A 25468-nucleotide genomic window follows, 5' to 3' on the forward strand; every position below is an offset into this window, starting at 1 on the left:
TGAAGCTAATAATTGCGGAAAAACCAAGTTTAGCTAGAACTGTTGCTAAGGCTTTAGGTAAGTATGAAAACCATACTGAACAAGATAGAACTGGATATGTAGAAAATGAAAATTATATTATTACTTGGTGTATGGGTCATTTGCTTTCTTTAAAAGATGTAGATGATTACTTAGGAAAAAAAACTCCATGGAAAGAAGTAGAACTTCCATTTGTTCCTAGTAATTTTGAATATAAGATCAAAGATGATGATATAATAAAAAAACAAGTTAGTATTATTAAAAATCTTATTGAAAGAGAAGATGTAAAAGAAATAATACATTGTGGAGATTCAGACAGAGAGGGTCAAATGATTGTAGATAGTTTATTAGCCTTTATAAGCAACGATAAAACAGTTATGAGGTTATGGTTGCCTGAACAGACAGAAGATACTATTAGAACACAATTAAAAGCTACAAAAAATAATTTTGAATATATAAATCTTCATAATGAGGGAATAGCAAGATCTTATATAGATTGGTTATTAGGAATAAACCTTTCAAGGTATTTAACTAATAAAACAGAACATAAATTTGATGTAGGAAGAGTAGTAATTCCTATTGTCAAGTTTATTTATGATAGAGAAATGGCAATTAAAAACTTTCAAGTTGAAAACTATTATCAACTTGAAAGTTTATTAGGAGATACTGAATTAGTATTAACTGTAGATAAAAAATTTAAAGAAAATGAAGAAAAAGAAGCAATAAAAGAAGCTGAAAACCTTAATAAAAATCAAGCTATTATTGAAAAAATTGAGAGTAAGGAAATAAAAAAATATCCAAGTAAATTATTTTCACTTTCAAAATTGCAAAATCATTTATCTAAAACTAACAAGATGTCTTTTGCAAAATCAGAAAAAATTATTCAAAATCTATATTTAAACGGATATATTACTTATCCAAGAACAAATACTCAATACTTGGCAGAAAATGAAAAAGAAAAAGTAAGCAAAATATTAGAAGTGCTTGATATGCCTGATGAGCTTGATTTTCTTGATTCTAAAAGAATATTTGATTCTTCAAAAGTAGAAAGTCATAGTGCTTTAACTATTACTACTAAAATTCCTAAAGAAGAGGATCTAACAGATGAAGAAAAAATAGTATATAACACTATTTATAATAGATTTATAAGTAATTTTACCAAAGAAGAAACTTTAGTCAATCAAATAAAAGTAGATCTAAAAGTAGGAACAGAAACCTTTACATTTAAAGGGGAAACTATAACTAAATTAGGATTTATGAAATATGAGCCACAAAAAATAGAAAATAAATTACCTAACTTTAAAGAGGGAGATAGTTATAACATAGAATTTAAACCAGTTAAAAAGAAAACTACTCCGCCAAAAAAAGTAACAGAGGAAGAATTAGGAAATTTTCTTGAAAATCCTTTTAGAAATGAAAAAATGACAGAAGATGAAGAATACAAGGCCATTTTTGATGGGGTAGAGATAGGAACAGTTGCTACTAGAACATCAATTATAGAAAATGCAAAGAAAAATGAATATATTTCACAAAAAGGATCTACTTATAGTATAGAGCCTTTAGGAGAAAAACTCGTAGAAATTTTAGATACTCTTAAAATTGATCTTTATAAAAATAAGACAGTAGAGTTTAGTAAACTATTGAAAAAAATTTATAAAGGAGAAAGTGAAGTAGAAGAAGTTGTAAATAAAACAATAGATGAATTAAATAAAATTATAGGTCAAGATATAGAGGTAGAAAAAATAAAAATGGAAGATACCCTAGAAGATTTAGGAATATGTCCTATGTGTGAAAAAGGACAGATCCATCAAAAAAAATCTAAAGAGGGAAAAATATTTTATACTTGTTCCGAGGAAAATTGTAAGTTCTTTTTATGGGAAGATTCAAAACATTTTAACAATCCAATAAAAATAACAAAAGCCAAATTAAAAGGACTACTAGCCGGGAAAAAACAAGCTTTTAAAATGAAAAATAAAGAGGGTAAAGAATATGAAGCTTATCTAAAGATCAAAATAAATGGAAGCTATGTAAATTTTGAACTTGACGGATTTGTAGGAAATGATGATAGCGATTTAGGAATATGTCCTATGTGTGAAAAAGGACAGATCCATCAAAAAAAATCTAAAGAGGGAAAAATATTTTATACTTGTTCCGAGGAAAATTGTAAGTTCTTTTTATGGGAAGATTCAAAACATTTTAACAATCCAATAAAAATAACAAAAGCCAAATTAAAAGGACTACTAGCCGGGAAAAAACAAGCTTTTAAAATGAAAAATAAAGAGGGTAAAGAATACGAAGCTTATCTAAAGATCAAAATAAATGGAAGCTATGTAAATTTTGAACTTGACGGATTTGTAAAAAAAGATAAAGAGTAATACTTTTAGTATTACTAAGGAGGTGTAAAATGAAAAGAAAAATATTAATAATAACCCTAAATACTATACTATACATTTCGTCTTTAGCTTTGGAAGTGTATGATCCTGCTAATCATCAAGAAAATATAACTCAAAGAATAGAGAGTGTTAAACAAACATTAGAAGCAATTAAGCAAACTCAAAATCAAATTGAACAATTAAAAAATGATGCAATTAATTTGGCTAGTATAGATGGAATATTAGCAAATAGCCAATTAATTGGATTACAACAAAGTTTTCAAAGTATTTTAGATATTCAAAACAAAGCTAAATCCCAAATAAATGATTTTAAAAATTTTCAGGAACAATTTAAAAATATTTATATTTCTTTTGAGGATTTAAAAAATTTAAATCCAGAACAATATATTTATCAAGCGGATAAAATATTAGAGCAAACAAGAAATATAGCAGAAGATTCATTAAGAACAGTTGGAATAACTAATTCTCAACAAATGCAAAATGACGCACAAAGAGTAAGAGCTTTAATGAGTGCAGCTAATACAGTTCAAGGGCAAAAAGCAGCTATTCAAGCAAATGTACAAATGACAGGAATGACATATCAAGTTTTAAATGATATGAAATTATTACTTTCCCAAAGTCTAGCAACACAAGGTACAGCTATGATGAAAGAAATACAAAAAGAACAAGTAGCAAGAGAAGAATATAACACATTAACAACAGGAAAAATAGATACAAGTAATAAAAGTTCAGGATTAAGAGATTTATTAGAGGGAAAGAATATAAAATAATAAAAGGTGGTTTAAATATGAAAAAATTTTTAATAGGAATTTTAACAATTTTAACATTAACTGGGTGTGGAAGTAATTTCCAGTATGAAAGCAAAGAAGAAAAAAAGGAATTTTTAATAAAACTACTTCAAACAGAAGATAAAAAATTACAACAAGAATATAATGATATTATAAAGGATTTAGAAAGTCAAAATAATGAAAAAGCTTTAGCACAATTAAGAGATTGGAGAGATTTATATTTTTCTTTATCTTCAAGACATGGAAAAGAAATAGATACAAGTAATAAAAGTTCAGGATTAAGAAATTTATTAGAGGGAAAGAATATAGAATAACTAAGAGAGGGAAGTTATGAATACATTAACTGAAGTTTTAAGTATTTTTTTAAAAGCTATAATTAATATTCCTGATAATTTAAAGAATATATCTTTAGGATTATTATGTGTTTTTACCATAATTGACATAACTTTAGAAGTTTTTAACTTAGAAGAAACAGATTGGAATAAATACATAATAAAGAAAGTTTTTAGAGTAGGAATATTAATATATCTTATAACTAATTGGTCTTGGTTGCTCAAAGAAGTTATGTTAGGATTTTTAAAAATTGGAAAAGCTGCCATAAACATAAGTGTAGGAAATAAAGATTTTATAGATAATCCAAGTGATATAATAGATTTAGGGATAGATTTAGGTTTTAAAATATTAGATCAAGGTAGTTGGTCAGCACCTTTGACTTATTTAGTATTAGGAATAATTTTTCTTCTAATAATAATAGGATTTTTCTTTTTAGCTTTTTCAGTTATAATAACTTCTATAGAATATTATTTTTTAACTGGAATAGCAATAATATTTCTTCCTTTTGGCACTTTAAAAGTAGGAGAGAATTATTATACAAATGTTTTTAAATTGGTAGTTGGTTGCGGAATAAAAATGTGTATATTAAATCTAATAATGCTAATTAGTCAACCAATAATTGATAATTTGACAATGAATTTAGGAAATAAAACTAATAATTTTCTTCATGCAGCAGCAGTAATAATAATACTTGCATATATAGCTTTGCAAATTCCAAGTATGGCCGCTTCATTAATGACTGGTAGTCCTGCATTAAATGCTAGTGCTGCACTACAAACTGGATTAGCAGGATTAAGAACAGCAGTAGCAGGAGTTGGGGCAGCAGCTACAACTATAGCAGCCGGAGCCGGAGCATATGCCGGGGCTATGGGTGGGGCTAACTCTATGGCCGATAAAGGAGGAATGGCAGGAAGTAAACTCGGTGGAGCTATAGGAGGAATTTTCGGTCCCGGTGGTGTAGCAGTTGGACAAGCTATAGGTGGAGCATTTGGAACAGCAGTAGGTGGAGTAGCAGGAATGGCAAGCGGAGCAGCACAAGGAGCTTATTCATCATTAAATAAAAATAAAGGAGAAACTAAAACAGACAATAAAAAAGAAGATAATAACGCTAACAATAAAGCAACAAACGCAAATAATAAAACTACTCCAAGTAATACTAATGGTAATACTGACAGCGGATCAGTAAACACAGATACTGGAACTACTCCAAGTAATACTAATGGTAATACTGACAGCGGATCAGTAAACACAGATACTGGAACTACTCCAAGTAATACTAATAGTAATACTGACAACGGATCAGCAAATACAAATACTGGATCTAAATTAAAAAGAGAAGATATGTACTCTAATATAAACCATAAAACTAAATTAAATGGAGAAGAAATTTAATGAAAAAAATAATACTAATTTTTATTATTTTTATAGGTTGTTTATTATCTCAAAGGAATAAATATATAATAAATCCCTCTAAATCTTTAACTAGGGGGATTTATAAAACTTTTCCAGTAGAAACAATAAATAAAGGGGATATAGTAGTTTTTAATATTCCTAATGATATGAAAAAAATGGCTAAAGAAAGAGAATATATCTTAAAAGACGCACAAACATTAATGAAAATAGTAGCAGCAACTAAAGATGATATGGTAACAATAAAAAATGATGAACTCTTTATAAATGGTATATCTTGGGGAAAAATGGCCTATAAAGATAGTCATTCAAGAAAACTAGAGCCTAAAAGTGAAAAAGAATTACAGCCTAAAAATGATGATGAATATTTATTACTTTCTAAAGTGAAAAATTCTTTTGATGGCAGATATATAGGAGTGGTAAAAAGAAAAGATATAATATATAAAGCAGAATTATTTATAAAATTTTAATAAAACAATTGAAAAAAATAATTATATATGATACAATACTATATATGAAAGATTTTTAGGAAACCAAACCTAAGTGTTCAAAAATGCGGTGTGATCGGAAGTTAGGAAACCAAACCTAAGTGTTCAAAAATGCGGTGTGATCGGAAGTTAGGAAACCAAACCTAAGTGTTCAAAAATGCGGTGTGAAAGATAAAAAGTCCTTTAAGGACTTTTTTTTTTACAAGGAGGAAAAATGAAATTAAAAAATAGTGGTGTTTATACAATAAAAGAAGAATTTTTTGAAAAACATCAAGATAAATATTTAAGTGAAAATAGAGGAACAGGACGTCCATATTATTATGTATATAAAGATAAAAAAATTGATGGAATTTATTGGTTAATTCCAATGTCTACTAAATTAGAAAAAGCTATTAATAAAATAAATACTCAATATGGTGGTAATGAGGAAAAATGTCCTTTTTATGTGATAAATACTCAACAAAAAAAATCTGTTTTTCTTATTGGGAATGTTTTTCCTATAACTGAAAAATATATCGAGGGCGAGTTTATAGAAACTTTAACAAATAAACCATTAGTAATAAAAGATACTAAATTAATTCAAAAAATAGAGAAAAAAACAGCTAAATATATAAACTATTCTATGAGAGTAACAAAAGAAAATACTATTAATTTGAAAAAATTATTAAATGAATTAACTGAAGAACTAAAACAAGAGAAAAATATCTCTCAAGAAATAGTTTATAATCCATTGACAGGGCATGAATTAAAAACTCTTAAAGGGTATGAGCTGCCAAAATATGATACTAACCAATGGATCAGTAAAGTAGAAGTTGAAAAAAATAATCTAAAGGTAGTAGATGGATCAGCTGCAACTGTTCCAGTAGTATTAAAGAAAGATGATAAATTAATAACTAAAGATATAGAATTTTATAATATAGCACAATTAGATATATCTAAGGAATTTAAAAAAGAACACTTTAAGGATCTAAAACTAGAGCCTAAAAAAGAACAGAAAATTTCTAAACAAAAAAGTCGCGGTATAGAAAGATAAAAAAAGTAATACTAAAAGTATTACTTTTTTACCTATTTTTAAAAATCCGATAATTAAAATGATATAAAATTACCATGAACTATAAAAATATATATTATGTGTGTTTAGTTCTGCTTCTATTTTTTTTAGAATTTCTATATTCTTTTGTTCTTCTACTGTCTTTGTTAAAAAATTAAAATCCCGTTTAGTTAATTTTAAAAACTTATAATTAAAACTGTCTATATTATCATTTTTTTTCTTCTTTTGCCATACTTCAAAAACTGCTTCTTGTAAATCATAATTTTTATTAAAATACTTTATACATTCGGCCGTTTCTTCAAATTTTTCTAAGCTAATATCCCCGTAATTTACTTTTCTATTTAATTCTTGAATGTCTTTCTCTGATATACTTTTCTTTGTTTTATAAAAATATTGATCTAAACCCATTTTTTTACCTCCTATTTTGAATTTTTCCTATAGGGTACACCTTTAGATGTACCCCTTTTATTTATTGTCTTTCTGCTCTTGCTATTAATATTTCATCTTCTAAATCTTGATATTTTAAGTAGTAACTATTTTCAATTTTTTCTATTCTTATATTTTTTACATCTACTTCTAAAACATCTTGATTTCTGATTAATTCTAATTTTGATTGTAAAGCTTCTAAATAATTTAATTTTTTTCCTTTAAATAAATTTTCTTTGGCTTTCTCTAATGTCATCATATATACTCCTCCCATCAAAAATGATTTTTTTCTTTTTTTTATTTTTTAGTTAGCCAAGAATAAGCAAATTTTCGAGGGAAATCAATATTTTTTTGAAAAGTTTTTGAGGAACGAAGTGTAAAAAAAAGTTTTCAAAAAACTCGAAGAGCTTGATGTTGATTTACCGGGCTGAAAGAGAAAATTTGCAAAAATTCGCAGGCTGAAAAATAAAAAAAGAAATTAAATAAAAAAAACAAGGGATTTATCCCTTGTTACATTATTTAATAATCTTTTCTAAAAAATCGAGCTTCTAAAATCCTTTTTAAGGCCTTTCCAAAAAGTTATAGGTGTTAAATTACCTTTAAAAATTCTTCTTTTTATAAAACACGTACTTTTATAACATATGATATTAACATATTAAAATATATTCATTTGAATACCTTTTTTTTCTTTGATATAAATTTTACAAATCGTTGGGAATGGGAACTCATATTTTTCTAATGTATTTTCAAGACAATGTGTTCTTTTAGCTTCTTTATTAGCTTTATTTATTCTTGCTTCTTTATCTAAAATTACAAAACCATATCTATATCTTTTAGATCTATTCTCTCCTACTTTTCTTACATTTAATATATATTGATTTCCAGTTGAAATATGTATTTGTAATTTATTAGTATTTGTTAAATCTAATAAGTCTTTATATTTTATTTTTACAAAACAGAGTTTTATTTCTTTACTTTTTTTATTTTGTCCATATCCTATTGTCCTAAATAAAGTAATAAAACTAAATCTAAGATGATATTTTTCTTGTAATTTATAAAATGTTAAAAAACGAGGATCTGTTTTAGGCTCTACATTTGTTTCAAAAGTACATAAAGTTAAAGTTTTATCTAGTTTTTCTTTATCTAGTCTATTTATAGGAAAAGATTTTGTAGCAGAATTTATATTAATATTGATATTTTCTACCCCTTTTAAAATAACTGGAAAATTTTGATGTAATTTTTTATTATCATTAATTTTTTTATAAAATTTCTCTAACTTTCCTAAATTCTCTTCTATTATTTTTAATGTATCTTTATTTGAAGTATAGTTTATTTTTCTAATATACTCGCCGTCACTATCCATAGATAAATTTATAGTATTTTCTTCTATAAACTCCATCATTCTATCTTGTTGATGTAAATATTTACTCCATTCTTCCCTTTGTTTATCAAGTGATTTACTCTTCATTTTTCCTCCAATTTTTATAACATATGATATTATCATATTTATGCTTGATAAAAAATTCTTCTAATAATTGATAAGGATATTTTTCCTTTTCTTTTTCCATTCCATTTAAAATAATTTCAAATAACTCTTCTAAGATTCCATCAACATTTTTTTCATATTTTTTTATAAAGTCAATAGTATTATCTATTTCTTCTGTTTTATCTTCAAATGTTACCTCATTAGCTGTTAAATGAAATATATCTGTAAATCCTTTACTTTTAGCAAAATTATCAAGTAAATAAAAACTCCATTCTAAAAACTCTTCCTTTGCTTCTTCCTCTTGGTATTCACTCATCACAAATTTTATGTACTCAATAATTTTTTTCATTTTTACCCCCCTTTTTTTATATAATATGTTAATATCATATGTATCTATTATAACAAAAATACTGTTTATAGTCTATATAAAAAAACAAGGATTTTTCCTTGTTTATAAATTTTCTGCTTTTATTACTAAAGTTTTATTTTTTACTTTATAGTATAATTCTTCCGTATCTTTATTTACTTTCTTTATCATTTTTTTATCACTTAAAGGTTTTAGAAAAAATTTCTTTTCCCCTAAGAAAAGTTTATCTTCTTCAATCTTCTCTATTTTATAATATTTATTTTTCTGTATAAAATTAGTACTTAAATATAAATCTTTTCCATCTTGATATACTAGATAATCTTTATTTTTTATAAGAATATAATCTATTTCCTTTAATTGTAAATAATTCATATAAGTACCTAAATAGTTTTCTAAAGCAACATCATCATAATCTAAAATTAGTTGCTTATCTCTAAACTCTGATCCAATAGTAATTAATTTATCTGTAGGATCATTTTTAGCAATAATTATTCTTCCATTTTCTGCTATTCTTTCAAATCCTCTTATACTTAAAAGTAAATCTTTATCAACTAAACTATAAAGATAAAATACCATTATTATTAATATAATTTCTAAAAACCACTTAACATTATCTAATTTTTTCATAAACTCTCCTTTTTTCTTTTATTTCAAGCTAATTATATCATAAGTTTTTAAAGGTTTTAAGAATTTCTTTTTGTTCCTCTAAATTTATTTTTTCTTTTCTTATAGATTCGTTTTTATCTTTTTCTTCAATAAGTTTATAAATTTCATTTCTAATATTGTTAATCTGCTTATAGCCTTTTGAAGAAATTACTTTATCTTTCAAATGTTTTTTTTCATCTAAAGATAATTCAAGGTTATTATCTATTTCTATCATGGTATCAATTTTTTCAATCAATTCGTTTAACTCATAGTTATCAAAGTGTAAAGTCTTTTTAATATCTATATCTATATATTTATCTAATCCTATCTTTTTGAGATTATACTCTTTAGTCAAAGAAATATAATTTCTCCTAGGAAAGTTTTTAAATTTTTCTATCTCTCCTACTATAACTCTAAAATGCTTATTTATATTCGGTTCTATAATTTCTATTTCTTCATTTATTATAGTAAATGTCAAAATTACTGTTGAAAATACTATTCCTAAAGCTATACCATATGATGGTATTATACAATTTTCTATTATATTCATACAGTTTATTTTTTTTTTTAAAATTATAGAATAAATTATGTTTATAATAAATAAAATTCCTAAAATAACAAGTACTATTGCACACATTAAACCAAATAATATTGTTATCCTTAAAAATTTCTCCATTATTAATCCATTTTTAATTCCATGTATCATCATTATAAGAAGATGTATATATTTTATATTTATCAAAAAATCTACTATTTCAACCATAAAATCCTCCTTATTAATTGAATTTTTAGGAGTTTTACTATATAATGTAATTGCTAGGTACTTATATAGTGCTCCTCCATAATAATACTTTATTGTGGGGGGCTTTTTTTATTTAATTTCTACTTTTCTTATTTTTATTACTTTATCATCACTTATAGAAATTTCAATATTATCCCCCTCTTTGAGTTCTAAATCTTCCCAAAAATTTTTAGGAATTAAAACTCTCCAATGTTGATTATTGACACCTCCTTTACTTAATTTAAACTTTTTAATTACCTTATCATTCAAATAAATACCTCCTTTCTATAACGTACGTTTTGTACGTTATAATTTATCATAACACATTTAATTATTTAAGTCAATCTTTTTATCAATAATTATACTTTTTGATAAAAAAATAATAATACGATTTTATTAGAGTAAGCAGCCGTCTTTTTTTGAAAAAACTTTATCAAAATTATTATTTTTTCTTCTATATATTTTGATTGATTTTTACTTATTTTTATTATATAATTTATATAATATGTTAATATCATATGTAAGTAAGAGTGGGAGGAATTATGAGAAAATATTTATATATACGTGTTTCCACTAGAGAACAAAACGAGGACAGACAATTAAAATTAAAAGAAAAATATAATTTAAGAAATTCAGATATTTTTATTGATAAGTCTACAGGAAAAAATTTCAACCGGCCTGAATATCAAAAATTAAAAGAAGAAATACAATCAGGAGATACATTAATTATAATGAGCTTGGATCGTTTAGGAAGAAATAAAAAGCAATCTCTTGATGAACTAAGAGAACTTAAACAAAAAGGAATTAGATTAGTTGTTGATGATATTCCTACAACTGCTATTGAGTTAGATGATAATAAATTAATAATAGAAATGATAAATAATATATTAATTGAAGTTTATGCTACTTTGGCAGAAGAAGAACTAAATATCTCAACCAAAAGGAGAGAACAAGGAATTGCCGCCATGCCAATTAATGAAAATGGAAAAAAATATTCTAAAAAGACTGGCAGGGAAGTAGGTAGGCCTAATAAACAAAAAACTCTTTCTAAAGAACAACAACGTTATATTAAAGCTTGGATAGAAAAAAGTATAAAATTATCTGACTGTATTAAATTTACTGGATTAAGTCAAGCTACTTTATACAGAATAAAAAGTCATTTTTATAAAAATATAGAAGAGTAATACTAAAAGTATTACTCTTCTATTTCTTTTTCTAAAGTTTCTATATCAAATTTTTCATATTTTACATTTTTTCTAATTTTATGGGTAAAATAAATAATAAATAAAATTTCTTCTATTTCCTTAGTTTCTTCATCTTCTAAAAGATTTTTTGTATTTAACAAAATTTTAGAGATCTCCTGATATTTTTCAAATTCTTCTTGTTCTTCTAAACTTAATGACTTTTTTAAACTCTCAATATCTTTTTTATTTTTTAAAAATTTATTAACTCCTAATTTTTCCCCTACAGCTGCACCAAATTTATTTTTACTTAAATTTATTCCTCTAATAAAACTAAAAATATATCCTGTCAAATTATAAAATGGGTACGTACTCCAATTTTTATAAAATTCTTGATCTGTACCATACAATTTACACAGCTTTTCTATTGCTTCTACTGGAATTTTTTTAGTTTTTCCATCTTCATATCTCGTAAATGTTGCTATTGGTATTCCAGTTTGTTTTACTGCACTATCTAAAGATATTTTTCTTTTTTTTCTACTATCTTTTAATTTCTTGTAATTGAATGTATTTTCAAAAAAATCTTCTAAAATAGGATCTAACATATTATACCTCTTTTTATAATAAAATTGATTAATAATTTATTTATACTATATTTTTCTACTAAATGCAATCTATTTTAGTCAAAAAAATAAAGTATTACTAAAAGTATTACTTGACATTCTCCATTAAAAGTATTATACTTTAATTAAGTAATACTAATAGTAATACCCTATGGCTTATCATAATATAAATACTTTATTTTACTATATTTCTTTAATGTTATATTATGTAAAAAAGAAGTCTATATCAGACTTCTTTCTAAGATATATGATATATACCTAACTCGCAACTAGATTATATCACATATCTAAAAAAAAATAAAGGAGTGATATAATGAAAACAACAATTTTAGAAAATGGATTAATTGAATGTTATTTTAAAGCTCTTGATGTTACTTATCTAGTAGATGATATGGACAAAGCAATATTAATTGGTATGGCTTTAGGATATTACAACAAAAACTTACAATCAAAATAATTAGGAGGGATTTTATGAAAAAGTTATCTGATGAACAAAAGAAATTATTGTTAAATATGCTAATTGAAGATGTACCTTTTACACAAATCAGAAAAAATTTAGGTTTAGGGCTAAGTTATAACTTAAAAACTCTATGTGAATACTTAGGACAAAAATATATAAAAGCTTATAATTTACATATAAACAATTTTAATAAGAAAGATCTTGCATTAATAGAAAGTAATACTAATAATATTACTAATGAAGAAATTTTAACAAAAGAAGATTTTTTAAAAGGAATGGACTTTCTAGTATCAAAATTAGCAGAAAATAAAAATATTCCTTTAGTCGAATTTGATTCTAAAATTAAAAATAATGATGATGAAATACTTGAAATAGTTGCTCTTCCTAAAGTTCTACCTCAAAGACTTCAAGGAGAAAATTATATAATTAAGCAAACCTCTGTTAAAGTTGTAGACAATGTATGGCAAGAATTTCAACAATTTGTAAAAAGTCACAAAAATTATTCAGGTATTGAGTATTTATCACTTGCAATACTCGAATTTTTAGAAAAATATAGAACTAATTAAATGGTATAAGAACATATGTTATACTAAATATTCAAAAATAAACTTGACAAATTGACATTAAAAATTATAAAATAGTTAAAATTAATATAGTAAAAAAATAGCTCCTAAAATGCTGGCAACATTTTAAGAGCTTCTTAACAAAGTTAGCACCATCTAACTATGTTTTTAACTTTTGTAAATATTATACTCTTTTTTTGGGAGTGCGTCAACCCCAATTTTAAAGATTTACAATATAATATTTTCCTAAAAATAGTGAAAGAACAGGTACTAACTTCGTTGAGATCTGTTCTTTTTTTGCTATAAAAAATAGGAGGAATTTATGGACTTTAATTTAACACAAGAACAAAAAGAAGCATTGGGAATTGTAGATGAAAGAAAAGACTTTTACTTTAGAGTTGAAAACGCAGCTATAGATAATCCAAAACTATTTGATACTGATAGAGAGTTTATTCTATTTATAGTCTTATCAAGATATTGTAATGGGCAAGTAGGATATCCAAGTTTAGAAACATTAGCAAAAAAAAGTCGTTGCTCTAAAAAAAATATGTTAATAGCTTTAAAAGGATTGATAGAAAAAGGGTTAGTAAAAAAAGTTCAAAGATACAATCCAGAAAATAATAGTTATCAAAGTAATTTATATTCAGTTCAAAATATAAAAGAATATATTAGTAAAGATAAAGATTTAGCAGAAACTAAAGAAGGTAGTGTCGGTAGCGACACTAGGGTAGTATCGGTAGCGACACTAGGAGGTAGTGTCGGTAGCGACACTAGGGTAGTATCGGTAGCGACACTTAATAAAGAACAAGTTATAAAGAACAATAAAAAAAATCATGGTATAGATGATGAACTTGATTTTTTTGAAAATTTATTTAAGGAATTTGAAATAAACTTCACTAAAACAAATAAAAATTCGGTATTAAAATTAAGAAAACATTTATCACTTAAAGATACAGAAAACTATTTGAGAGAAACTTATATAGCAATAAAAGAAAATAAAGATGTAAAAAATATAGCTGCTTTATTTTCTACCAAAATAGCAAAAGAAGAAAGACAAATTAATTCTAAAAAAAATAAAGAATATACAGAAAAAAATGATACTATAGAAAAACCTATAGAGATAGAAAAAAATAATAGCACAGAAAGATCTACAGAAATAGACTATATGGCAATATATGAAAACTTAGATATTTATGATAAATTAAAAATAGAAGAAGAAGCAATAAATCTCTTAGTTCAGGAACAACAAATTGAAGAAACTTTTATTCTAAAAACAAAAGAAGCTCAACCCACAATTTACAATGGAATGATGAAAAGCTATTTAAAACGTGTAATACTTAAATATAATGGTTTTAAATCCGTTGTTTAGATATATAACTAAAATAACAAAATCGTTTTTAAGCATATTTTAGAGCTTTTTAAAAGGTAGTGTGTATTGAATGAAATTAATTGTATATTTTCTTATTATCATTGTAAGTTTATTAATAATTATCATGGATATTTTTAAATTTTTAGGGTATTTCTTTATTTTTGAAATAATTTTTATATATCTAGCTGATAAAACTCAAACTAGAGCTTTAATTTATCTTACAACTTCATCAATATTTTGTTTTGCTATTTTTTATGGATATTTTGCTATTATAGATTTCTTGGTTGGTGTAAAAATAGGATTGATACAGAGCCTAGAAAAAGATCAATAAAGATTGATTTTTTTTAGAAAAAATGGTATAATTTTATCAAGAAACAAAGAACAAAAAACCAAGAAAAAATAAAAAGGAGTGGTTTTTATGACTGAAAAAGAAAAATATTTTGATGATTTTTTTGAAACTTGTAAAAAACTTTCTTTAGAAGAAATGAGAGAAATAGCATTTAATGCTAAAGATGATGAAACTAGATTTTTTATAAGTTCAATTATTGATTATTTTATTGAAATTAGTTTTAATAAAGCTTTAGAAACTGAAAAATATTAATCAATAGGATGTTTTTTATGAATGAAAAAAAATTATATATTTTTGCGGGAGTAAATGGAGCAGGAAAATCAACTTTATATAGATTATCTTCAATACATTATAAAACTTTTGATTTTGGGGAAAGAATTAATACTGATGAAATTGTTAATCAAATTGGAGATTGGAGAAATCCAAAAGATCAAATAATGGCTGCAAGAATAGCTTTAACTAAAAGAAAAGAATATATAAAGCAAGGAATATCATTCAATCAAGAAACAACTCTTACAGGAAATAGTATTTTAAAAGCTATTGAAGAAGCTAAAAAAAATAGATATAAAGTAATTATGGCTTATGTAGGGGTTGAAAGTCCTGAAATAGCAAAAGAACGGGTAAAAATAAGAGTAGAAAAGGGTGGACATGATATTCCTAATGAGATAATAGAGAAAAGATATTATGAAAGTTTAAAGAACTTAGAAAAAATAGCACCTTTATGTGATAATTTAATTATATATGATAATAGCCAAAAAAAGCATATAGAAGTTTTAGAAAAAAAAGACAATACTATAAGATATTTAATAAATGAGTATAAAATCCCTGATTGGGTAAAAGAAATAAAAGTTGTTCTTGAAAAACAGCTAGAAAATGAAAAAAATCTTTCCCAACAAATAGCCTATAATCCATTGACAGGGCATGAATTAAAAACTCTTAAAGGGTATGAGGATCTAAAACTAGAGCCTAAAAAAGAACAGAAAATTTCTAAACAAAAAAGTCGTAGTATAGAAAGATAGAGGTAAAATATGAAGTTTGATAAAATAATAGCAATTTCTTCAAAAAAACAAATTACTTTACCTAAGAAAGTTTATGAAGAGTTAGGATTTACAGATCAAGTTAGATTAGTAGTAGATGATGATAATTCTATAAAATTATTTCCAGTAATTAAAGAGAAAAAAAGTGATGTCTTAGAAGAATTAATAAAAAAAGGATTATCAGGAGAAGAACTTTTAAAAGAATTTAAAAAGAGAGAGGAAAAAGAATGAATGTTTTAATTTTATTATCAATATTTTTTGTAGTAATAGGAGTAATAATGTTACTTTTAGGTTTTAAAGCAGGAGAACGTGGCGGAATAAAATTAGTATATTCAGGATCAGTAGTTATAGTTATTGCATTTATGATATTTTATATAAATTTACAACTAAGAGATATAAAAGCTAAAAAAGACTATTTAATAAAAATAGAGCAAGTTTTATCTAAAAAAAATGTTCCTAATAAAGAATTAATTGTAAAAGAATTAAAAAATAAAACTTTAGAAGAGTTACAAGAATACTATTTAAAAAAATTAGAAGAATAAAGGAGTTTTAATGTTATTAGAGTTATTTTATCTAACTACTGTAATGATTGTAATAAGTAGCATAGGAATTTTAATAAGTATAACTCAAAATAGAAGAAAAGGAATGTTTTTTTCTGTGGAGTATTAACAGTAGCGGCAATAGTTTCATATATAGGATTTTACTTGACTTTATTTAAACTTTCTTAATATTAAAGAAAAGTAATACTTTTAGTATTACTTTTCTTTAAAAAAATTAGGTAGATTTTTAATCTACCTAAAGCAAAGAATTTAATATTAAGATATTTTCAATTAAGTAATCTTCATTTTCAATTAATTTATCCTTTTCTTTCTTCGGATCAAGTTCTATACACCATGTAATATATTTTAGAATATCACTAAAAGAAAAGTCAGAATATAACATTATATTTGGGATTCTATTTCGATCTAAACTATTGTATATTTTTAAAAGCGGTTTTGATAATTTTCTTGAGATCTCTGTATTAATGGGTTTTTCAGCTAATAAATAATTAAATGCTAACATATTTTTAGGCATAGATATTACCTCCTAAAAAATTACTGGTTAAAAAAGTTTTTATATCCTATCTCTGAAATTAAATATTTTAAAGCTTCAATATAATTTTTAAATTCTGTATGACACATGGGCAGATCATTCATCAATGTTGTTACTCTCCAGTCTTTAACTTTTGTACTTGTTAGATGTAAAATATAAGTAAATTCTTTAATTTTAAAGATTCTAACAATTTGATTTTTAGGATCTCTAAATTGAGAATAAAATTCTTCTTCTAGGTCATCATATTGATCTAATAATTCTATATTTTTTAGTAAATTATTTACAAAATTTCTATCATCTAAATTTATTAAAGATAAATAATTCATAAGTTCCCCCCTTTTTATTTAGTTAGTATAGGGGAAAATGTCCCCTATAATTTGTGTAAAAAATTTTTTATTTCTAAAACTTCTTCAATCTCTTCATCAGTAAGGCCGTCTATTAATTCTTCTAGCTCATTTTCTATTGTAATAATTTGCTCAATTTTTTTTAATTCAATGTCATATATTGAATAGCCATTACTTACAATTAATTCTTCTAACTTTCCTTTTTGATCCCTTAAATTCTCGTCAGCACAGATATAGAAATCTCCGATTGTATTGTAATATAGATTTTTTCTGCACCATTGATAAAATGAAAGGTCAAAATTTTGTTCTTCTACCATATCATTAAAAAATCTTTCTAATACTTCTTCAGCTCTTCCCTCATTTTCCATCATACTTCTGAAATCTTCATATAATCTAACATTTAGCATTTTAAAACCTCCTATTTTTAATTCTTTAAAAGTTTTTTAAATATCTTTTTAACATCTTTTCAACATTTTTTAAAGTTGTTCCATATGGATACCAATGTTGTTTTCTCGAATATAAATTATCCATTTCTTCATAATATACATAGTATTTTACTTTTTTGTTTTTTATTTCTTTTCTAATATATAGTTCTATTAATATATCTAAATCCTCCTCTTCATTTCTTTCTGTTTTTTTAAGGCGTAGGCTCCCATTTGTTAAAATTTCCTTTTTTGCTTTCTCTAATGTCATCATATATACTCCTCCCATCAAAAATGATTTTTTTCTTTTTTTATTTTTTAGTTAGCCAAGAATAAGCAAATTTTCGAGGGAAATCAATATTTTTTTGAAAAGTAAAGTTTTTGAGGAACGAAGTGTAAAAAAAAGTTTTCAAAAAACTCGAAGAGCTTGATGTTGATTTACCGGGCTGAAAGAGAAAATTTGCAAAAATTCGCAGGCTGAAAAATAAAAAAAGAAATTAAATAAAAAAAAACAAGGGATTTATCCCTTGTTTCCTTATTAGCATTATAGTGCCATTGATAATTGAGCTTTTTTATCTTTTGATTTTTCTTTTACTTTTTCCTTACCTAATTCTTTGCTAATAACCTTTTCATAGCCTAATACTCTATCAGTTACTTTTTCTGCCTGTGCTGCTGCTCTAAATAGAACATTAGGGTCATTTTTTAATAGTTGTACCCAACTTTGAATATAAGCTTTGTTATTCTCAAAATTATATTTTAAGCCTTTTTCTTGTCCTATAAAAACACTTGAAAACTCTGCTATTAATTCTTCATAAGCATAATCTTTAGTACCAAATTTATTATTAAGAGGTCTATTTAATCTACTTGGGTGGCCTGTTGAATGTGCTATTTCATGCAACATGGTAGCATAATAGGAATTTGCACTTTTAAAACTTTCTCTTGGTGGCATACATATTTTATCATCAGTAACTGAATAAAAAGCCATATCCCCGCCAAATGTTATTGGAACACCACAGTTTTGTTCTATAAGTTTGATTTTATTATAATTAACAGATCTTTTCTTTTCCTCAAGTGGAGGAATACCCTCTATTTGTTCTGCATTGAAAACATTGAAAGTTTTACAGAATGTTTTTACGTTAGTTTTAAGGTATTGTCTTTTTTCTTCTTTTGATAAGGTTTTAATAAAGTCTATATCTAAATCTTTTTTTGTAGAAGTGTCATAATATTTAAAAACTTCTAAAGTAACAGATTTAGCACCTTTTTTTATTTTCCAACCTTGCTCTTTTGCCTGTAAAAACGTTACCCATCTAGGATCTTTATAGTTATGTTTTACAGCTTCAAGAGATAGTTTAATACTATTTCCACCTTTATATCTTGCTCCAGTAGTTGGGTTATAACTAGGGTTTTCCCAAGATTTTTCCCATGGAATTTTATTGTTTTCTAAGGATTTAATAACTTCTTCAACAAATTGTTTTCTACTTTCCTTAAATTTATCTTTAATATCAGCTTGCTTATATGTTTCTCTTTTAAATTTAATACTTTCCTCACTTATTTCTGTTTCTTTCATCTGATTTTTTCTAAGATTTTTGAGTAACATTCCCTCTTCACTAAAACTAAATATATCATTACCTATTATATAATGATCTGTAAGTTGTTTTTCAAGAAGAATAGAAAGATCTTCTATTGCTTCTGTTAAGCTTATATCTTGTTTAGATGGCCTAACATTTCCTGATGGGTGATTATGGATCAATTGAATACCTTTTATATCTTCTCTTAATAACGTTGAAGTTACTATTCTTAAATCAACTTGAGATTTATCTATTTGTCCTACAAAAGGATTTATAATATCTTTAATATTATTATTTTGATCGTATAATATTACCCCTAATTGTTCTTGTGAAAGGCCGCCATAAGTTTTAATTAAAGTATTTTTAACTTCTTCTCTATTCTCAATTAAATTAAGTCCTTTTAATTCCTGTTTAGCAATATGATTTGCAAACTCTCTATATTCTTCATCATAAGAAAAGTTTTTAATTTCTTTTGAAAAATAATTTTTATTACTAGGACTAGGAGAAAAATCAGCAAAATAAATATAATCATCATAAATAATTTTATTATCTCCAGTTATAACTTGTCCTGTAAGTTTACTATATCCAATATCTTCTAGTTTATCTGTAATATATTCTAAATCTTTAAATGGTTCAGTATAAGAAATTTTTCTTAATTCAGTAGATTTAAGATCAGGAAGATTAGCAGTTAATATAAATTTTGTAGCAGAAGTGTCATAAGTATCTTTGATAACATCTTTAATAGTGTAGTCATTAATATCAAAATTTTTACATGTTCTAATTTTCCCTGAATTATTTACCATAATAACTTGTATTTCATTTTTATTTGGAGGGTATGCGTTAATAAATTCAAGAAGTTCTTTTTCTATATTTACAGACACTTGTAATTCTCTATTTTTTAAAAACTCAAAATAAGCTGATAATTCTTGAACTTCATTATTTCTATATTTTTGATAAAGTTCTTCTTTAGACTCACAATCAAAATATTTATAAAAACTATTCTTCATGCTTCATCACTTCATTTGCATAAGCTATGAACTCTTGGTATTCTTGAACAATAGAATTATTTTTATTTTCAGGATCATTTAAAAAATCATATAATTCATCAAAAGATTTTAAGTTTAGATCTTCCATTAATTTTTTTAAACCATTATTCATAAAATATACCTCCTATTTCTTTAGATATTTATAAATTAATATTAGAAATATAAAAATTAATATACTGATATGTCCAGTAATTATAATAAAAAAAGTTATTGTTTTAAAAGTGTAGAAGCTACTTTTTCATCTATAATAAATTCTTCCCCCGAAAAATCGTTATAATCTCCTGTTTCATCAACTAAAAGGCCTAATTCATCAGCTATTTCATCAGGAGTTTTTCCAGTAAAAGGATTTCCTAAATATAAACCATTACTATATTGTACTTTTTCGATTTCGTTTCCTAATCTATCATATCTTGTAACCCAACCATCTATACCTAAAGCGTTTTTCATTCCTTTTTCTTTAATTGTTACTCCATCTTCGTAGTAAGCAATATATTCAATAGGGTAAGATATATCTTGATTCTCTTGCTTGATTTTTTGACTTTCTAGCTTGATTTCTTTTTTTTCTTCTTTAATTTCTTGATTTTTTTCAAATAAAAAACTAAATATTTTTTTTATCATTTTTTTTCTCTCCTTTTTTTAAAAAGTATAATTTTCCTTTTACATTACAATCATTAATATAATTTTGATCTTTTTTATGTAAACTATAACAATATCCGGTAATAATATCAAGATTAATATTTATCAAATTTGCTATTTCAAATAAAGCACCAATTCCAATTAATTTATGATTTCTTGCTTTTTTTTCTTCTGTAGTTAGAGTAATGACAGTTTCCTTATCATGTTCTTCTATTTCTTTAAATATTTTTTCGCCATCATTTTTTAGAGATTCTTTTTCTAAAGGACTAACATTTTTAAATTTCAATAAATGTCCTAAAATTATATAAGTACCATATTCAATTATGTATGTTATTTCTGCTACTAATCCAAATTTTAATAAAATTCTTGCTCTTAATTTTCTTTCGTTATTCCTCTTTTTCTGTTCCTCTATCTTCTCCTTTCTCGTCAATGTTTTCATCTTCTTTTTGCTCTCTAGTAGTTTCTTCTTTAGTGTCTGATGTGTTTTGATTAAACATTTTAAAGTCATTAGAATGATCCTTTATTTCGATTTTTATTTGATTTGAATTAGTAAAGAAAATAGACTTTCCAGTAACTGGCTCTTGTTCTTCTTGCTGAATATAATTTTCATCATAAATATCTAAATCCTCTTCTGCATATATTAAAGAAAATAAATTAATTAAAATAATGATTAATAATAATTTTTTCATAATGAAATACCCCTTTCTTTCTCTCTTTCTAATTTTATTTCAAGATTATTATATCCTCTTTCTTCTTGAGGTTGTAAAACTTCACTTAAATTAAATGATAGTTCTTTAAATTTATTAGTATTATATAATTTTCTAATAGAATTAGGAGTTAATTTAATTCCTCTTTCTTTAATGTATTTTTTATCTTCCATTTCCTTAATAATTTGTAATTTCTTAAATGCTAAGGATCTTTCATTATTAATAACTTTTAAATCTTTTTCTAATTTAGATAAGGATTTTTTAAAAGATGAAATAATATTTTCTTTTTTTTGATTAAAAGATTTATTATTTTTATATCTTTGTATAATTTTTCTTTCTATTTCATAATAAGTTGATAGTTCTTTTTCTTTAGTTTTAATCTCTTTCATAATAAATGGTTTTTTCAAGAAATTAGAAGAGGTATATTCTTTTTCTAATCTTTCTTTTTCATTTTCTAAACTTTGAATAACTTTGTAATTTGATGAAAACTTACCTTTACTTACTTTATTTATAGTAATTAAATCTATTGAAGTAAGATTTTCTTTTACTGGATCAGAAGATAACAATTCATTTATATTTGTAATGGCAGTCTTTATTTTTATTTCTTTATCATTTAACATAGAAATATTATTTTTCTCATTAGTTCTTATTTCATTAAAAATAATATTTTTATCAACACTATTAATTTTTTCAAGATCGTTATATTTAGTTTCGATAACATTAGAAATTATTTCTATATTTACACCAGTTAAAAATATAGACTTACTATATTTTTCAGGATTATTTTTTTCTATAAAATAATTATATAATGTTTTATTTCTTTCTAAATCCGCCATTAAATTAATATTATCCATAATTAAGGTTTTATGACGTTCAAATGTAGGAAGTGAATTTCTTTCCTCTAATCTATTTTGTAAAATTTCATTAATAACAGATCTTTCTATTGAAGTATTATTATCTATTAAATTAGTAAGTTTATCAAGTTCTTCAATACTATGTTTTTTATTTAATTCATTGATGATATTATTAGATTGAGTATTATTTTTTTCAATTTTTAAATTAAGTTCTTTAATGTCATTTTCTAAAACTTTTATAGATGATTCATCAGAAAATAGTCTAGCATTGATAAGGGCAGTATTTTTAGCTTTTAATTCTTCTTTGTATTTTAAAGTACTTTTAATAATACCCTCAATCTTGTAATTAGTCAGGATTTGAGTAGCTTTATAATTACTAGAAACAAGTTTAAATTCTTCTAATTTATACATTAATTCTAATGTATTTTTCTTAATGTATTTTTCTCTTATTTTAATAGCTGTATTCTTAGTTTTTTCCTCATCAAATTCTTTCTTACTAACTGTATATTCTTTTTTATAAATATTTTTTAGATTTTCTAGGTGCATTTCTTTTTCACGAACTAAATCTCTTTTTAATTGTTCTACAATTCTATTATATTTATAAGATAATATATGAGTATCAGCTAACTCTAAAATTTTATTTTCTAAATTTGATTTTTTTCTTAGTAAAATTTCATTAGTTGGATTAGCAATTAATGATTTTTCAACTCTTCTTAATTCATAGTAATTTTTATTAAGTTCTCCTTTAGTAAGTATATTTAAAGTAAGTTTTTTAATTGCTCCCTCATCTAATTTATTTATTTCATCTAATCTCTCAATAATTTCAAATTCTTTAGGAATAATTTTTCCTTTTCTAATATTTAGTTTTCTTTCTTTTTCTTTTTTTAATTTTTTAGCTTGGTTGAAATTATCAACTTGTTTCTTCTCTTTATCAGAAAGTTTATTATATCCTACAGTCTTTAATTTTTTTATAATTTTACCTGAAAGATTAATAGCTTTTCTTTCTAAACTTTCTGCTTTGTTTAAATCTCCTTGTTCAAGAGCTTCCTTTCTTCTTTCAGCTAAAGATCTACAGTCTACCCTTTCAGAAAAACCATTTTTTTCTAAGCTTGCATTTTGCAAAATTTCCCAAGATTTTCTAAGCTGCAATAATCTTTTTTTTGATTGCCATATTCTATCTTTTTTGGCACCGCCTAAACTAGGATTTTTAGTATTAGCTTTTTTAAAAAATCTCTCTTTTTCTCTTTCTACATTATCTAATTTTCTTTCAGAAAACATTAAATGACAATGTAGATTTTTCTCTCCAGTTTCTTGATTAAAACTTTCATGTATAGCAAATGTATATGGGAAGTTCTCTCCAATTTCTTTTGTTACGAAATCTTTGATAAGATTAATAGCTTCTTGATGATTTAACTCATTAGGAATATTTAATTCAAACTCTCTATAAGCATTTCTATTTACTCCTTCAAATTCATCTGCTGCACACCAAAAATCAAGGGCATTATTACCACTAAATAGAGGTAAATTTCCATGCTCTTTATATATTAAATCCTCTTTATATTTGTATTTACTTTCTCTCAAAATATATGCAGCATGACTACCTGCATATCCTACTTTTCCTCTTTTATATGACAACCTATATTCAGCCATATTACACCTCCTTTTTTTAAATGGCGAGAGCCTTAAAAAAACACGATTGCATATCTCTGAAAGAGATATGCGTAAGCGTGCCTTTTCTATTTTTAAAAAAAAATTGCCGAATGACAAATTTTTTTTTACTCTGTATTCTTAATACAGAAATAGAAAAGGATTTTTTATTATTTACAATAAAATTATATCATAAATTATTGATTTTTTGAAGAATTTATTATATAATAGAAAAAAATATTTTACAAATATAGTATTAATTATTTGTAAAACAAATATCAAAATAACTTAGGAGGAAATAGGAGGAAAAATGAAAAAAATTATTAAAAAAAATTTAAAAATTTTTCTATTATTATTAGCTATAATAGCTATATCTAGTAGTTCTTTTGCAAGTGCTACTGACTTGCCATGGGAAGGGCCATTAGATAAATTATTGAAGTCATTTACTGGGCCAGTTGCTAGAGCTGTATCGATTATAGCTGTAGTTGCTTGTGGTGGTATGGTGGCTTTTGGAGAAGCTGGATCAGCTATGAAAAGAATGTTAAATATAGTGTTTGGAATATCAATAGTTTTTGCAGCAGTTACATGGGTTCCAACTTTCTTTGGATTTACAGGATCAGCATTATTTTAATAAGAGGTAAACTATGGAAGATAAAAGAAGTTATATGCAAGAAGTTACACCTAAAAAAGACACTTCTTCAAATCCGTATTCAGACTGGAATGATAGATATTTTAAATTAAATAGATCTAAAAGAAATTGGCAAATAGCTTTTTTAGTTTCAAGTATTATAACTTTATTCTCTTTAGTTATTATTTTAAAAATGTCAACACAAATTTCAGTAGTTCCATATATAATAGAAGTTGATAAGGAATTAGGGATTATTAGAAATATAGGAGATTTAAGAAATATTCATTATCAACCAGGAGATCAAAATATTATAGCTGTACTAAATGAACATATTAAGTCTACAAGAGCAATTCCATTAGATCCTGTACGATATGGAAAAGACATTCAAGAACAATATGCTTTTTTAACAGAAGTTACTCAACAAAAATTACTTGAAAATATTGAAAAAGATAATGTACAACAAAAAATGAAAAATAGAGAGAGTAGAGATATAAATATTACATCTATTTTAAAAATAAGAGAGAAAACATTTCAGGTAAGATGGATAGAAAAAAACTATACAGAAAATGGAAATATTTATTCTGAAAATAATATGACAGGAATATTTACTGTTGATTTTATTAATCCAAAAGAACTAAATGAGAATATTTTAATATTAAATCCAATGGGAATTGTTATTACAGATTTTAGTATTTCTAGGGAAAATTTTTAGTAGTAAGGGGATTTTCCCTTACTATTTTTTATCTTATTATAAAA

35 protein-coding genes are annotated in these 25468 nt (G+C 24.5%); 17 read left to right on the forward strand and 18 right to left on the reverse strand.

All coding sequences use genetic code 11. The features are described 5' to 3' along the window. The 6 genes from DYA59_RS00185 to cptIN all read left to right on the forward strand — a co-directional run. The coding region (locus tag DYA59_RS00185; RefSeq protein WP_115268197.1) for a DNA topoisomerase at positions 1–2393 on the forward strand (2393 nt) is incomplete at its 5' end. A 29-nt stretch (positions 2394–2422) separates the two neighbouring features. Continuing rightward, entirely contained in the window at positions 2423–3181 is a 759-nt protein-coding gene (locus DYA59_RS00190) for a hypothetical protein (protein WP_115268199.1), read from the forward strand. Between the two features lie 17 nt (positions 3182–3198). Next, positions 3199–3513 (forward strand): hypothetical protein, encoded by a 315-nt coding sequence (locus DYA59_RS00195; protein WP_115268201.1) that lies wholly within the window; start codon positions 3199–3201, stop codon positions 3511–3513. 16 nt (positions 3514–3529) lie between these two features. Then, positions 3530–4924, forward strand: coding sequence for a P-type conjugative transfer protein TrbL (trbL, locus tag DYA59_RS00200; RefSeq protein WP_115268203.1), 1395 nt, complete (start codon positions 3530–3532; stop codon positions 4922–4924). Continuing rightward, the gene (locus DYA59_RS00205) at positions 4924–5412 is read left to right on the forward strand and encodes a S26 family signal peptidase (protein ID WP_115268205.1); all 489 of its coding nucleotides are present in this window, start codon (positions 4924–4926) and stop codon (positions 5410–5412) included. Before trbL ends, DYA59_RS00205 begins: the two co-directional genes overlap by 1 nt. A gap of 232 nt (positions 5413–5644) precedes the next feature. After that, on the forward strand, positions 5645–6463 hold the full coding sequence (gene cptIN, locus DYA59_RS00210; RefSeq protein ID WP_115268207.1) for a type III toxin-antitoxin system CptIN family toxin: 819 nt from the start codon (positions 5645–5647) through the stop codon (positions 6461–6463). Between the two features lie 69 nt (positions 6464–6532). Here the strand turns inward: cptIN and DYA59_RS00215 are convergent, their stop codons facing one another. The 7 genes from DYA59_RS00215 to DYA59_RS00245 form a co-directional block, all read right to left on the reverse strand. Beyond that, a complete protein-coding gene (locus DYA59_RS00215) occupies positions 6533–6889 on the reverse strand; it encodes a hypothetical protein (RefSeq protein WP_115268209.1) in 357 nt (118 codons plus the stop codon). Positions 6890–6950: 61 nt separating this feature from the next. Then, positions 6951–7166 carry a hypothetical protein gene (locus DYA59_RS00220; RefSeq protein WP_115268211.1) on the reverse strand — a complete coding sequence of 72 codons (216 nt, stop codon included), beginning with the start codon at positions 7164–7166 and terminating at the stop codon, positions 6951–6953. A gap of 396 nt (positions 7167–7562) precedes the next feature. Beyond that, entirely contained in the window at positions 7563–8375 is an 813-nt protein-coding gene (locus tag DYA59_RS00225; protein ID WP_115268213.1) for a hypothetical protein, read from the reverse strand. Beyond that, the gene (locus DYA59_RS00230; protein ID WP_115268215.1) at positions 8365–8742 is read right to left on the reverse strand and encodes a hypothetical protein; all 378 of its coding nucleotides are present in this window, start codon (positions 8740–8742) and stop codon (positions 8365–8367) included. The genes DYA59_RS00225 and DYA59_RS00230 overlap by 11 nt, the downstream gene beginning before the upstream one ends. Positions 8743–8844: 102 nt before the next feature. Continuing rightward, a complete protein-coding gene (locus DYA59_RS00235; protein ID WP_115268217.1) occupies positions 8845–9387 on the reverse strand; it encodes a hypothetical protein in 543 nt (180 codons plus the stop codon). Positions 9388–9424: 37 nt separating this feature from the next. Continuing rightward, on the reverse strand, positions 9425–10168 hold the full coding sequence (locus tag DYA59_RS00240; RefSeq protein WP_115268218.1) for a hypothetical protein: 744 nt from the start codon (positions 10166–10168) through the stop codon (positions 9425–9427). A gap of 108 nt (positions 10169–10276) precedes the next feature. Beyond that, positions 10277–10456, reverse strand: coding sequence for a ubiquitin family protein (locus DYA59_RS00245; RefSeq protein ID WP_115268220.1), 180 nt, complete (start codon positions 10454–10456; stop codon positions 10277–10279). A 272-nt stretch (positions 10457–10728) separates the two neighbouring features. On the opposite strand from DYA59_RS00245, the gene DYA59_RS00250 reads away from it, so the two are divergent. Next, positions 10729–11370 carry a recombinase family protein gene (locus DYA59_RS00250; RefSeq protein WP_115268223.1) on the forward strand — a complete coding sequence of 214 codons (642 nt, stop codon included), beginning with the start codon at positions 10729–10731 and terminating at the stop codon, positions 11368–11370. Between the two features lie 11 nt (positions 11371–11381). Here DYA59_RS00250 and DYA59_RS00255 read toward each other — a convergent pair whose 3' ends face one another. Next, entirely contained in the window at positions 11382–11972 is a 591-nt protein-coding gene (locus tag DYA59_RS00255; RefSeq protein ID WP_115268225.1) for a helix-turn-helix domain-containing protein, read from the reverse strand. Positions 11973–12303: 331 nt separating this feature from the next. Between DYA59_RS00255 and DYA59_RS09460 the strand changes: the two genes are divergently transcribed. The 8 genes from DYA59_RS09460 to DYA59_RS00290 all read left to right on the forward strand — a co-directional run bounded on the left by DYA59_RS09460 (position 12304) and on the right by DYA59_RS00290 (position 16310). Beyond that, entirely contained in the window at positions 12304–12447 is a 144-nt protein-coding gene (locus DYA59_RS09460) for a hypothetical protein (RefSeq protein WP_172606920.1), read from the forward strand. Positions 12448–12461: 14 nt separating this feature from the next. Further along, complete coding sequence (locus DYA59_RS00260; RefSeq protein WP_115268227.1) at positions 12462–13016, forward strand: hypothetical protein; 555 nt, start codon at positions 12462–12464, stop codon at positions 13014–13016. Positions 13017–13335: 319 nt separating this feature from the next. After that, a complete protein-coding gene (locus DYA59_RS00265; protein ID WP_115268229.1) occupies positions 13336–14382 on the forward strand; it encodes a helix-turn-helix domain-containing protein in 1047 nt (348 codons plus the stop codon). A gap of 70 nt (positions 14383–14452) precedes the next feature. Further along, positions 14453–14713: a hypothetical protein gene (locus DYA59_RS00270; protein ID WP_115268231.1), complete on the forward strand. Its 261-nt coding sequence runs from the start codon at positions 14453–14455 to the stop codon at positions 14711–14713. Positions 14714–14800: 87 nt separating this feature from the next. Next, entirely contained in the window at positions 14801–14983 is a 183-nt protein-coding gene (locus tag DYA59_RS00275) for a hypothetical protein (protein WP_115268233.1), read from the forward strand. Between the two features lie 17 nt (positions 14984–15000). Beyond that, entirely contained in the window at positions 15001–15750 is a 750-nt protein-coding gene (locus DYA59_RS00280) for a zeta toxin family protein (RefSeq protein ID WP_115268235.1), read from the forward strand. A 9-nt stretch (positions 15751–15759) separates the two neighbouring features. Beyond that, entirely contained in the window at positions 15760–15999 is a 240-nt protein-coding gene (locus DYA59_RS00285; protein WP_115268237.1) for an AbrB/MazE/SpoVT family DNA-binding domain-containing protein, read from the forward strand. After that, positions 15996–16310 (forward strand): hypothetical protein, encoded by a 315-nt coding sequence (locus tag DYA59_RS00290; protein WP_115268239.1) that lies wholly within the window; start codon positions 15996–15998, stop codon positions 16308–16310. The genes DYA59_RS00285 and DYA59_RS00290 overlap by 4 nt, the downstream gene beginning before the upstream one ends. 253 nt (positions 16311–16563) lie before the next feature. On the opposite strand, the gene DYA59_RS00295 is transcribed toward DYA59_RS00290, so the two are convergent. The 10 genes from DYA59_RS00295 to DYA59_RS00335 all read right to left on the reverse strand — a co-directional run bounded on the left by DYA59_RS00295 (position 16564) and on the right by DYA59_RS00335 (position 24087). After that, positions 16564–16842 (reverse strand): hypothetical protein, encoded by a 279-nt coding sequence (locus DYA59_RS00295; RefSeq protein WP_115268241.1) that lies wholly within the window; start codon positions 16840–16842, stop codon positions 16564–16566. Between the two features lie 20 nt (positions 16843–16862). Continuing rightward, on the reverse strand, positions 16863–17186 hold the full coding sequence (locus tag DYA59_RS00300; RefSeq protein ID WP_115268243.1) for a hypothetical protein: 324 nt from the start codon (positions 17184–17186) through the stop codon (positions 16863–16865). 44 nt (positions 17187–17230) lie between these two features. Next, positions 17231–17611: a hypothetical protein gene (locus DYA59_RS00305; protein WP_115268245.1), complete on the reverse strand. Its 381-nt coding sequence runs from the start codon at positions 17609–17611 to the stop codon at positions 17231–17233. Positions 17612–17636: 25 nt separating this feature from the next. Next, complete coding sequence (locus DYA59_RS00310) at positions 17637–17900, reverse strand: hypothetical protein (protein WP_115268247.1); 264 nt, start codon at positions 17898–17900, stop codon at positions 17637–17639. Between the two features lie 270 nt (positions 17901–18170). Continuing rightward, entirely contained in the window at positions 18171–20201 is a 2031-nt protein-coding gene (locus DYA59_RS00315) for a zincin-like metallopeptidase domain-containing protein (RefSeq protein WP_115268249.1), read from the reverse strand. Further along, a complete protein-coding gene (locus DYA59_RS09465) occupies positions 20191–20352 on the reverse strand; it encodes a hypothetical protein (protein ID WP_172606921.1) in 162 nt (53 codons plus the stop codon). The genes DYA59_RS00315 and DYA59_RS09465 overlap by 11 nt, the downstream gene beginning before the upstream one ends. A gap of 95 nt (positions 20353–20447) precedes the next feature. Then, on the reverse strand, positions 20448–20858 hold the full coding sequence (locus tag DYA59_RS00320; RefSeq protein ID WP_115268251.1) for a hypothetical protein: 411 nt from the start codon (positions 20856–20858) through the stop codon (positions 20448–20450). Then, a complete protein-coding gene (locus DYA59_RS00325; protein ID WP_115268253.1) occupies positions 20839–21315 on the reverse strand; it encodes a hypothetical protein in 477 nt (158 codons plus the stop codon). Before DYA59_RS00325 ends, DYA59_RS00320 begins: the two co-directional genes overlap by 20 nt. Next, complete coding sequence (locus DYA59_RS00330) at positions 21263–21565, reverse strand: hypothetical protein (RefSeq protein WP_115268254.1); 303 nt, start codon at positions 21563–21565, stop codon at positions 21263–21265. Before DYA59_RS00330 ends, DYA59_RS00325 begins: the two co-directional genes overlap by 53 nt. Next, positions 21562–24087 carry a MobA/MobL family protein gene (locus DYA59_RS00335; protein WP_115268256.1) on the reverse strand — a complete coding sequence of 842 codons (2526 nt, stop codon included), beginning with the start codon at positions 24085–24087 and terminating at the stop codon, positions 21562–21564. The genes DYA59_RS00330 and DYA59_RS00335 overlap by 4 nt, the downstream gene beginning before the upstream one ends. A gap of 307 nt (positions 24088–24394) precedes the next feature. Between DYA59_RS00335 and DYA59_RS00340 the strand changes: the two genes are divergently transcribed. Then, the gene (locus DYA59_RS00340; protein ID WP_115268258.1) at positions 24395–24715 is read left to right on the forward strand and encodes a TrbC/VirB2 family protein; all 321 of its coding nucleotides are present in this window, start codon (positions 24395–24397) and stop codon (positions 24713–24715) included. 13 nt (positions 24716–24728) lie between these two features. Further along, positions 24729–25424 carry a type IV secretion system protein gene (locus DYA59_RS00345; protein ID WP_115268260.1) on the forward strand — a complete coding sequence of 232 codons (696 nt, stop codon included), beginning with the start codon at positions 24729–24731 and terminating at the stop codon, positions 25422–25424. Positions 25425–25468: the final 44 nt, after the last annotated feature.

The sequence above is a fragment of the Fusobacterium necrogenes genome, from assembly GCF_900450765.1.
Lineage (GTDB): Bacteria > Fusobacteriota > Fusobacteriia > Fusobacteriales > Fusobacteriaceae > Fusobacterium_A > Fusobacterium_A necrogenes.